At 70.2% G+C, this 9,420-nt stretch carries 10 protein-coding genes, 1 tRNA gene and 2 pseudogenes; 6 read left to right on the top strand and 7 right to left on the bottom strand.

What is annotated here, in order from left to right:
* Positions 1-212 precede the first annotated feature (212 nt).
* Positions 213-869, top strand: coding sequence for an SDR family oxidoreductase (locus tag CCN44_RS30890; RefSeq protein WP_059252008.1), 657 nt, complete (start codon positions 213-215; stop codon positions 867-869).
* Between the two features lie 167 nt (positions 870-1,036).
* Here the strand turns inward: CCN44_RS30890 and CCN44_RS30885 are convergent, their stop codons facing one another.
* From CCN44_RS30885 to CCN44_RS30870, 4 genes are all read right to left on the bottom strand, one after another.
* On the bottom strand, positions 1,037-1,249 hold the full coding sequence (locus CCN44_RS30885; protein ID WP_059252006.1) for a hypothetical protein: 213 nt from the start codon (positions 1,247-1,249) through the stop codon (positions 1,037-1,039).
* A gap of 63 nt (positions 1,250-1,312) precedes the next feature.
* The gene (locus tag CCN44_RS30880; protein ID WP_030641125.1) at positions 1,313-1,537 is read right to left on the bottom strand and encodes a hypothetical protein; all 225 of its coding nucleotides are present in this window, start codon (positions 1,535-1,537) and stop codon (positions 1,313-1,315) included.
* Positions 1,538-1,581: 44 nt separating this feature from the next.
* Positions 1,582-1,935, bottom strand: a complete 354-nt coding sequence (locus tag CCN44_RS30875) for a DUF6233 domain-containing protein (protein ID WP_059252005.1) — start codon at positions 1,933-1,935, stop codon at positions 1,582-1,584.
* Between the two features lie 108 nt (positions 1,936-2,043).
* Positions 2,044-2,125: transfer RNA gene (locus CCN44_RS30870), tRNA-Tyr, on the bottom strand.
* A 226-nt stretch (positions 2,126-2,351) separates the two neighbouring features.
* Between CCN44_RS30870 and CCN44_RS30865 the strand changes: the two genes are divergently transcribed.
* Positions 2,352-2,840: a YajQ family cyclic di-GMP-binding protein gene (locus tag CCN44_RS30865; protein WP_059252003.1), complete on the top strand. Its 489-nt coding sequence runs from the start codon at positions 2,352-2,354 to the stop codon at positions 2,838-2,840.
* 77 nt (positions 2,841-2,917) lie between these two features.
* Here CCN44_RS30865 and CCN44_RS30860 read toward each other — a convergent pair whose 3' ends face one another.
* Complete coding sequence (locus CCN44_RS30860) at positions 2,918-3,184, bottom strand: GlsB/YeaQ/YmgE family stress response membrane protein (protein WP_059252001.1); 267 nt, start codon at positions 3,182-3,184, stop codon at positions 2,918-2,920.
* A gap of 155 nt (positions 3,185-3,339) precedes the next feature.
* On the opposite strand from CCN44_RS30860, the gene CCN44_RS30855 reads away from it, so the two are divergent.
* Entirely contained in the window at positions 3,340-4,593 is a 1,254-nt protein-coding gene (locus CCN44_RS30855; protein WP_059251999.1) for an APC family permease, read from the top strand.
* Between the two features lie 37 nt (positions 4,594-4,630).
* Here the strand turns inward: CCN44_RS30855 and CCN44_RS30850 are convergent.
* Positions 4,631-4,828 (bottom strand): annotated as a pseudogene (locus CCN44_RS30850) (YccF domain-containing protein); the annotation flags it as partial.
* Positions 4,829-4,950: 122 nt separating this feature from the next.
* Here CCN44_RS30850 and CCN44_RS30845 point away from each other — a divergent pair.
* From CCN44_RS30845 to CCN44_RS30835, 3 genes and pseudogenes are all read left to right on the top strand, one after another.
* Positions 4,951-5,352, top strand: a complete 402-nt coding sequence (locus tag CCN44_RS30845) for a YccF domain-containing protein (protein WP_059255179.1) — start codon at positions 4,951-4,953, stop codon at positions 5,350-5,352.
* A 255-nt stretch (positions 5,353-5,607) separates the two neighbouring features.
* Positions 5,608-5,901: pseudogene (locus CCN44_RS45660) on the top strand (SCO3933 family regulatory protein); the annotation flags it as partial.
* Positions 5,902-6,248: 347 nt separating this feature from the next.
* On the top strand, positions 6,249-8,216 hold the full coding sequence (locus CCN44_RS30835; RefSeq protein WP_086701274.1) for a recombinase family protein: 1,968 nt from the start codon (positions 6,249-6,251) through the stop codon (positions 8,214-8,216).
* Between the two features lie 35 nt (positions 8,217-8,251).
* Here the strand turns inward: CCN44_RS30835 and htpX are convergent, their stop codons facing one another.
* A complete protein-coding gene (gene htpX / locus CCN44_RS30830; RefSeq protein WP_059251995.1) occupies positions 8,252-9,112 on the bottom strand; it encodes a zinc metalloprotease HtpX in 861 nt (286 codons plus the stop codon).
* Between the last annotated feature and the right edge of the window lie 308 nt (positions 9,113-9,420).

Below are 9,420 nucleotides of genomic sequence, written 5' to 3'. Positions count from 1 at the left end.
TGGGAGCGGGGCGCTGGGAGCGGGGTCTGCCGCGAGCGGGGGGCTCGGGTCGGCGCGGGCTCGGCGGGGGCGCGCGCCGGGGGTCTGACAGGGCGTGTGCGCGCGGGGCGGGCGGGTGCCGTGGTGTGCGCCGGCGGGCGGTGTCCGGCACGCCCGTGCGCCGCCGGTAACTCGTGCGGCGGATGAGGCCCTTCGGGCGTACGGTCGGAATCATGCGCATTGTCATCGCTGGTGGTCATGGTCAGATCGCGCTGCGGCTGGAGCGGCTGCTCTCCGCGCGCGGGGACGAGGTCGCGGGGATCATCCGCACCCTGGAACAGGGCGACGATCTGCGGGCGGCGGGCGCCGAACCGGTCCTGCTCGACCTGGAGTCCGCCTCGGTGGAGGAGGTCGCGGCGCATCTGCAGGGCGCGGACGCGGCGGTCTTCGCGGCGGGCGCGGGCCCGGGCAGCGGCGCGGCCCGCAAGGACACCGTGGACAGGGGCGCGGCGGTGCTGTTCGCGGACGCGGCCGTACGCGCGCGTGTACGCCGATTCCTGGTGGTGTCCTCGATGGGCGCGGATCCCGCGCACCGGGGCGACGACGTCTTCGACGTGTACCTGCGGGCCAAGGGCGAGGCCGACGCGTACGTCACCCGGCAGGAGGCGCTGGACTGGACGATCCTGCGCCCGGGCTCGCTGACGGACGACGCGGGCACCGGCCTGGTCCGGCTGGAGGCGCACACGGGGCGCGGTTCGGTCCCCCGGGACGACGTGGCGACCGTCCTCGCGGAACTGGTGGACACGCCGGCGACGGCCGGTCTCACGCTGGAGCTGATCAGCGGCTCGACGCCGGTGTCGGTCGCGGTGAAGTCGGTGGCCGGGAACTGAGCCCGACCACCGCTCGTCGACCCGTCGAACCCGCCGCACACCCACCACCGAGAAGCAGCCGTACGCCCGCCCGGACGGCCCCCTGACGAGCCGTCGGGCCTTCCCGCGCCCGCGTCCCGCCCGCCGCGCTGCCGGCCCGTCAGGACCCGGAAGGCGCCCACCAGGACTCAGAACAGCGGCAGCTGCCCGGGGAAGTCCGGCACGACGTAGCCGTCCAACGTCGGCTGGGCCGCCCCGATGTGCGCCGGCCGCCGCGACCCGGCACAGGAGACGAGTTCCCCGTTCTCCCGCGCCCCGGGCGGATCGTGCCGCGCGAAGCGGCCCGCCACGACGGCGATTTCGCGGCGGCACACGGGGCAGGTTCTGCGTCGGGAGGACATGCCGCCAGTGTGCCCGGAACGAGCCGTCCGTGCGGCGGCGCCCGCGCGGAAGCGGTGCGGTGGTCAGGTCCGGGTCTCCGCCTCCCAACGGTCGGGCCCCACTCCGCGCCAGTCGATCAGCGGCGAGTCGGCCACCTCCTCCGGTTCGATCTCCAGCCCCGCCCGGCGGAGGAACTCCACCAGGTCCCGCACGTTGTGCGCGAGGCCGAGGATCTCGCCGTCCACCCGCACCCGGCGACCGCCGGTCGGGGACGGCAGGTGCACGATGATGGGACGTTTCCCGGCCATGGCTCCAGCATCATCCGGACCGCCCGGGCGCGCACCCGGGCCGGTCATTCGAGAATTCCCAGGGCGGTGTCCGGCCGGCAGAGCGGGCACGCGGGGACACCTGCCTCGGTGAGAGCCCGTACCGCCTGCTCCCGGCCGACACCCTTCGCCCGCCCGCCGGCGCCGGTGCAGCCGCCGACGTGGACGTACACCGCGGTGCGGCCGTTCAGGCCGTGCTCGACGGCCCACTCCGGAGCGTTCCGCCGGGCGGCGAGGCGGCGCTGCCGCTCGGCCTCCCGGCGTTCCTCGTCGGCGATCCACCGGTCCATCAGCGCAAGCTGCCGGGCAGCCTGGTGTTCGACGACGCGGCGGGCGAAACGCAGCATGTCGAGACGCGTCAGCGGACGGTCCTCGTTCACACGTTCGATTCTAATGAGGTCAGGGACGGCAGCGCGACAGCGGGGCCCGGACCCAACGACGAAGGCCCCGTGATCTGCTCTCGCAGATCACGGGGCCTCGTTCCCGTGTGGCGGCGCCAGGATTCGAACCTGGGTAGGCATAGCCGACAGATTTACAGTCTGCTCCCTTTGGCCGCTCGGGCACACCGCCGGGTAGTGCTGCCGTCTCGAACCCGCTTTCGGCGGTGTTCCCCGGCAACGACGTAAACAATACCCGATGCACAGGGGTGCTTCGCCACCTGGTTGATCTCCACCCCGGGGGGCACGGGGTGGCTAGGCTGGTGCGGATGCGGCCCGGTGCTCACCGGGCCCGGCGACCGCCGCCGCGCACGCCGGCACGCACCCGATACGCACCCCGATACAAGGAGCCACAGGACATGGCCGACTCCAGTTTCGACATCGTCTCGAAGGTCGAGCGGCAGGAGGTCGACAACGCCCTCAACCAGGCCGCCAAGGAGATCTCGCAGCGCTACGACTTCAAGGGCGTGGGGGCCTCGATCTCGTGGTCCGGTGACAAGATCCTCATGGAGGCGAACTCCGAGGACCGGGTGAAGGCCGTCCTCGACGTCTTCCAGTCCAAGCTCATCAAGCGCGGCATCTCGCTGAAGGCGCTGGACGCGGGCGAGCCGCAGCTCTCCGGCAAGGAGTACAAGATCTTCGCGTCGATCCAGGAGGGCATCTCCCAGGAGAACGCGAAGAAGGTGGCGAAGATCATCCGCGATGAGGGCCCGAAGGGCGTGAAGGCCCAGGTCCAGGGCGACGAGCTGCGCGTCAGCTCCAAGAGCCGCGACGACCTCCAGACCGTGATCGCCCTCCTGAAGGGCAAGGACTTCGACTTCGCGCTGCAGTTCGTGAACTACCGGTAAGTCCTCGAAGGCCGAGAGGAACCGAAAGGGTGGGCACCCGGCGGTGCCCACCCTTCGCGTGCTGCCGCGCGGCGCGCTCAGTCGCGTGAGTTGCCGAACAGGATCCGGTAGACGATCAGCAGCACCAGCGAACCGCCGACGGCCGCGGCCCAGGTGGCGCCGTCGTAGAAGTCCTTGGTGATCGGGTGGTCCAGCCAGCGGGCCGATATCCAGCCCCCGATGAACGCGCCCGCGACGCCGATCAGGGTCGTACCGACGAAGCCGCCGGGGTCGCGTCCCGGCAGCAGGACCTTGGCGATGGCTCCGGCCAGCAGTCCGAGGATGATCCAACCGATGATGCCCATGCCGTGAACCTGCCCTTCCGCGCGGTGTCCGCACTGGCGGATCCGTACGTTCCCGGTGGGGATCCGCCGTCCGTCGCGCGCGAGTTCGTGCCGTGTCGTCGAAGAGGACGCCACCGGTCCGCCCGCCGGTTGCCGCGGTCAGTAGGGTGCGGCGCATGACACGTACCGATGCCGGTCTGCGCCGCAGTCTGGGGGTGCGGGACGCGGTGGTCGTCGGGCTGGGCTCGATGATCGGTGCCGGCGTCTTCTCCGCGCTGGGGCCGGCCGCGCGCGCCGCCGGGTCCGGGCTGCTGCCCGCGCTCGGCCTGGCCGCCGTGGTGGCCTACTGCAACGCCATGTCCTCGGCCCGGCTCGCCGCCCGCTACCCGGCCTCCGGCGGGACCTATGTGTACGGCAGGGAGCGGCTGGGCGCCTTCTGGGGGTACCTCGCCGGCTGGGCCTTCGTGGTCGGCAAGACCGCCTCCTGCGCGGCCATGGCGCTCACCGTGGGCGCGTACGTGTGGCCGGGGCAGGCGCACGCGGTGGCGGTCGCGGCCGTGGTGGCCCTGACCGCCGTGAACTACGGCGGCATCCAGAAGTCGGCGTGGCTGACGCGGGCGATCGTGGCCGTCGTCCTGGCCGTGCTCGCGGCCGTGGTCGTGGGGTGCCTCGCCTCCGGGCGGGCCGACGCGGGGCGGCTGGACATCGGGCTGTCGGCGGGCGCCGGCGGCGTGCTCCAGGCGGCCGGGCTGCTGTTCTTCGCGTTCGCCGGGTACGCGCGGATCGCCACGCTCGGGGAGGAGGTACGCGATCCGGCACGCACCATTCCGCGGGCCATCCCGCTGGCCCTGGGGATCGCCCTGGCGGTGTACGCGTGCGTGGCCGTGGCGGTGCTCGGCGTCCTCGGCGCGGGCCCGCTCGGGCAGGCGTCGGCGCCGCTGGCCGACGCGGTGCGGGCGGCCGGGGCGCCGGGGCTCGTGCCGGTGGTGCGGGCCGGGGCGGCGGTGGCCGCGCTGGGCTCGCTGCTCGCGCTGATCCTCGGGGTCTCCCGGACGACGCTCGCCATGGCCCGCGACGGGCATCTGCCGGGCGCGCTGGCGGCCGTGCACCCGCGGTTCCGGGTGCCGCACCGGGCCGAGCTGGCCGTGGGCGCGGTGGTCGCCGTGCTGGCCGCGACGGTGGACGTACGCGGCGCGATCGGCTTCTCGTCCTTCGGTGTGCTCGCGTACTACGCCGTCGCCAACGCCTCGGCCTGGACGCTGAGCGCGGCGCCGCGCTCCCGGGTGGTGCCCGCGGTGGGCCTGCTGGGCTGCGCCACGCTGGCGTTCGCGCTGCCCGCCGCCTCGGTGGCCGTCGGCGCGGGCGTGCTCGCGGCGGGCGTGGCGGCCTACGGCGTACGGCGCTGGTGGGCGGGCCGGCGCGGGGCGTGACGCGCGTACGGCGACGGCTCGGCGTACGCGCGCGTGCTCAGCGGGTCGCGAACGGCTGGTCGGTGGGGACGATCTCGCGGCCCAGCGGCAGCAGGGCGACCGGGATCAGCTTGAAGTTGGCGATGCCGAACGGGATGCCGATGATCGTGACGCACAGGGCGATGCCGGTGGCGATGTGGGTGAGCGCCAGCCACCAGCCGGCCAGGAGCAGCCACAGGACGTTGCCCACGCAGGAGGATCGTCTCGGAACCTTCCCGATCGCGCTACAAGGGCACTGCGGTTCCGCCTGAACGCATGATCAGCTGATACTTGTGGCAGCAGGGAGTACCGGCGGAGCGACCCGGAGAGGTGCCGATCATGAAGGTGTTCAACCTGCTGCTCAACATCCTGTGGCTCGTCTTCTGCGGCATCTGGATGGCGCTCGGCTACCTCGTCGCTGCCCTGATCTGCTTCGTCCTGATCGTCACCATCCCGTTCGGCATCGCGTCGCTGCGCATCGCCGGCTTCGTGCTCTGGCCGTTCGGCCGCACCACTGTGGAGCGGCCGGACGCCGGGGCGGGGTCCTTCATCGGCAACGTGATCTGGGTGATCTTCGCTGGCTGGTGGCTGGCGCTGGCCCACCTGATCACGAGCATCCCTCTGTTCCTGTCGATCATCGGGATCCCGTTTGGATGGGCGAACCTGAAGCTCATCCCCATCTCGCTCATGCCGCTGGGGCGGGAGGTCGTCCCCACGGACGAGGCGTTCGGCGGGCGCTGAACCGCTTTGAGTTCGCGACGGCTGGACCCACCTGCGGGCGGCCCATGCTCCGCGTGGCCTGAAGCCACAGGCAGCACGGATCGCCCGATCTCTTTCGGCACGGGGCGACCACGCGGCAGTCATTGGGTTCCCGTAACCATCGTGCTCCGTCTGGTCGGCCTGGGAGCACGATTGGCTGTTCGCTACCTGTGAGGACGACCGTCCTCAGGCTCCGGACGGCGTGGGGGCTGCTCGTGCAGCACACACGTCTGGTGCATACCTGTGGACACGACGCGACTGGGCGTACTGCGGTGCGCCATGGCGCCGGAGGCGAAGACCGGCAATCCCAAGACGCGGGAAGTGAAGAGGAACCGGGACGGCAACCCGCCCTGGACCGTGGCCGTCACCGTGCGGCAGGAGGGACGACGGATCTCCGTCATCGAGATCACCGTCGGCGGCCGGCTCGAGGGCATCGAGGAAGGGCAGGTCGTCAACGTCACCGCCCTCACGGCGTTCGCCTGGGCCATGGGCGACCGGCACGGAGTCAGCTTCCGCGCCGACGCGATCACGGAACGGAACTGGCGCTACATCGGCTCGGGCCACTCCGCCGGCGCTGCCCTCCTCGCCGCAGGTATCGCTGAAGACCTCGCCATGACCCGCGAATCGAAGCAAGAGTCAGCGGCCGAGGAATGGGGGTGCGGTGCCTGACACAACGATCATCTGAACGCCCGGCAAGACCCTCTCACCAGCCGAGCGCACCCTGCTCCTGAATCCTCTCGGCCTCAAAAAGAACAACCACCGAGGTGCCACATCGGCAGACAGAACGTCAGATACGCAGGACCATCAGAGTGTTGAGACAAACGCCCCGGCAGCGGCTGGCACCGCCCCGGGGCTGGCCGACTGACTGGGAGTCGACAATGTCCCATGGAAGCACACTCCTGCCCTCCTCCATCCAGACCGTTGCTCGGGCGGTCAACGCACGCACGTTACGAGCGGTCGACTATCTACGGGTCTCCACCGAGGATCAGAAGAAGGGCTACGGAGTAGCCAGGCAGAGCCGGAAGACCACACGGCACATTGCGCTCAAGCAGTGGCAGCACGTCGGCACGTACAAAGACGAGGGCGTTTCGGGGTCCCTGGAAGCGGCTGACCGGGGAGACCTCAGGCGCCTGATGGCGGACTCCCAGAAGAGCCCTCGTCCCTTCGACATCGTCGTGGTCCCGGATGGCCGCGTGATCGGGCGAAAGGGGCGTGCCTTCTGGCGCTGGGTCTGGGCTCTGGAGGACACAGGTGTCTACGTTGCCGTGGTCGCGGACGACTACGACAACACGACATCCGAAGGGCGCAAGAAGATGCGCCGGGACGCCGACTACGCCGAGACCGAGTGGGAGACGATCCGTGATCGCACCCAGGGCGGATTGCAGGAGAAAGCTGAGCTAACCCCAGCTGCCCACATCGGCGGACGTCCTCCCTACGGATACCGCATCGCCGACAAAGGTACACCGGGCTCGTACCTGGTGGTCGATGATGCCGAGGCGAAGGTCATCCGCTATGTGTTCGAACTGGTGGTCGACGAAGGGCTCAATCTCCGAAAGGCCACGATGCGGCTTAACGCGGAGAAAATCACCACACGGTCAGGAAGGGCATGGACACGCGACAACCTGCGTGATCGAGTCATGTCCTCTCCCGTCCTCGACGGAGTCATGGTGTTTCGCGGCAAACACGCCAAGACAGACGATGATGGCAACTCTGTCTGGGGCGACTCTGTCGCGATCGAGCTTCCACGGATTCTGACTGCTGAAGAGAGCACAGAACTCCGCCGCAAGATCGCTGAGACGGCGAAGCACAGCAGCGGGCAGCGAGCGTTCTACCCGCTGACTGGTCGCGTGTTCAGTCTCTGCGGGAAGAGCTACACGGGCATCAGCCGTGCGTCCGAGCGGTACGGAGCCCGCTACTACCGGTGCTCAGGCAACACGCCCAGGAACCTGGAGCAGAAACCCTGTGGCTGCTCGTACATCGATGCTGACGCGCTCGAAGGGCACGTATGGCAGAAGGTCATGGAGATCGCGAGCGACAGCGAAAAGCTTCAGGAGCCGGCCGCCGAGTGGGTCGGGATGGCTGAGGGCAACAAGTCCGCGCTGGTCGATCGCATCGCTGATCTTGATCAGCAGATCGAGGGCATGAACGCCTCCATCACTGCCGTCATCGTTGCGACAGCCAAGCAGAGCAAGTCGGCGGCAGCCATCGAGGCCGCGACCGCAGCTCTCAGCGAGGAACTCGAGCAGCTTCAGCATCTCCACGCAGAGGCGGCCGAATGGCTGATGGAGATGGAGGAGTCGGACCAGTACGCCCAAGACCTCCGGGCGCTGGCGCGCATGGCGAGGAAGTCGTTCCCCGACATGTCCCCGCAGCAGCAGGCGGCGATTCTGTCCCTGCTGGAGCTGAAGGTCACGATCACTGGTCCGGTGCCTGACGCACGGCGCGGCGGAGTGCCGTGCACCGTGCGAGCCTGGTACACGGCTGCCGGCCTTGACGTCCCCGCCGCATCGCTGTCTGACGATGCCTGGGCAAGGGTTGCTCCGCTGCTGCCGAAGGGGCGGAAGGGTACTGTCCGGCGCTCAGTGGACGCGATCTTCTACAAGGCACGTGCGGGGAAGTCGTGGCCTGATGCGATCAAGGAGACAGGCGCCACTCGCCAGGCTTCGAGGCACTTCAACGCCTGGCTCTCCGATGGCACCTGGGACCGGGTGAACGCTGCCTTGGCGGATGCAGAACGGGTCCCCCTGCCGGAGCCTGAGCTGCTACCCCCGATGATCATCGAAGGGCGCGTCGACCCGAGCGCGATGCTGCACCCAGAAGGGCGCTCCCGAAAGGGATGCCGATGATCGTGATGCACAGCAGACGACGTTGAGGATGGTCTTCACGGGCGTCCTGCCATCTTCTCCAGGCGGGCGATGCGCTCCGCCATGGGCGGGTGGGTGGAGAACATCTTGGACAGCCCCTGGCCCGGGCGGAAGGGGTTGGCGATCATCATGTGGCTCGCCGTCTCGATCCGGGGCTCGGGGGGCAGCGGCAGCTGCTTGGTGCCCGTCTCCAGCTTGCGCAGGGCGCTGGCGAGGGCGAGCGGGTCGCCGGTGAGCTGGGCGCCGGAGGCGTCCGCCTCGTACTCCCGGGAGCGGCTGATGGCCAGTTGGATCAGGCTGGCGGCGAGCGGCCCGAGGATCATGATCAGCAGCATGCCGAACAGGCCGGGGCCGTCGTCGTCGTCCGAGCGGCCGACCGGGATCAGCCAGGCGAAGTTCACCAGGAACATGATCACGGAGGCGAGTGCGCCGGCGACCGAGGAGATCAGGATGTCCCGGTTGTAGACGTGGCTCAGTTCGTGGCCGATGACGCCGCGCAGCTCGCGCTCGTCCAGCAGGCGCAGGATGCCGTCGGTGCAGCACACGGCCGCGTTGCGCGGGTTGCGGCCCGTGGCGAAGGCGTTGGGGGCCTCCGTCGGCGAGATGTACAGCCGGGGCATGGGCTGGCGGGCTTGCGTGGACAGCTCCCGCACCATGCGGTAGAGCGCGGGAGCCTCGAACTCGCTGACCGGGCGGGCGCGCATCGCGCGCAGCGCCAGTTTGTCGCTGTTCCAGTACGCGTACGCGTTCGTGCCCAGGGCGACCAGGACCGCGACGACCAGTCCGGCGCGGCCGAAGAAGCTGCCGATGACGATGATGAGTGCGGACAGTCCCCCGAGGAGTACGGCGGTCCTGAGCCCGTTGTGCCGGCGGTGCACGGTGCGCCCTCCAAGTCGTGCAGCTGGGGAACACTCTGATCCAGTGGACCCTCCCGCTGGTGACAACGCCCGGTGGCGGTCGCGAGTTCCCCGGTGTGTGCGGCGGCACGCATCGGCCGTACGGGTGACGTGCGGGTTCGGCCTCGCGCGCGTGGGGCACGGGTGCCCGCACGCGCGCGGGGCGACTCCTCAGAACAGTCCGCCGGCCGCGAAGCGGAGGGCCAGCTGGGGTGCGCCGGACAGGACGACGCCGAGGACTCCGGTGAGGCCGAGGGCGGCCGTGAGGGGGGCCGGGGCGCGGTGCCGGG

The sequence above is a fragment of the Streptomyces tricolor genome, from assembly GCF_002155905.1.
Taxonomy (GTDB): domain Bacteria; phylum Actinomycetota; class Actinomycetes; order Streptomycetales; family Streptomycetaceae; genus Streptomyces; species Streptomyces tricolor.
This window is presented reverse-complemented; position numbering and strand designations above follow the sequence as displayed.

Excerpts from the sequence above, each read along its gene's own strand:
- CCN44_RS30890 (WP_059252008.1), top strand. The coding sequence starts at position 213 with ATGCGCATTGTCATCGCTGGTGGTCATGGTCAGATCGCGCTGCGGCTG.
- CCN44_RS30885 (WP_059252006.1), bottom strand. The coding sequence starts at position 1,249 with ATGTCCTCCCGACGCAGAACCTGCCCCGTGTGCCGCCGCGAAATCGCC.
- CCN44_RS30880 (WP_030641125.1), bottom strand. The coding sequence starts at position 1,537 with ATGGCCGGGAAACGTCCCATCATCGTGCACCTGCCGTCCCCGACCGGC.
- CCN44_RS30865 (WP_059252003.1), top strand. The coding sequence starts at position 2,352 with ATGGCCGACTCCAGTTTCGACATCGTCTCGAAGGTCGAGCGGCAGGAG.
- CCN44_RS30860 (WP_059252001.1), bottom strand. The coding sequence starts at position 3,184 with ATGGGCATCATCGGTTGGATCATCCTCGGACTGCTGGCCGGAGCCATC.
- CCN44_RS30855 (WP_059251999.1), top strand. The coding sequence starts at position 3,340 with ATGACACGTACCGATGCCGGTCTGCGCCGCAGTCTGGGGGTGCGGGAC.
- CCN44_RS30845 (WP_059255179.1), top strand. The coding sequence starts at position 4,951 with ATGAAGGTGTTCAACCTGCTGCTCAACATCCTGTGGCTCGTCTTCTGC.
- CCN44_RS30835 (WP_086701274.1), top strand. The coding sequence starts at position 6,249 with ATGTCCCATGGAAGCACACTCCTGCCCTCCTCCATCCAGACCGTTGCT.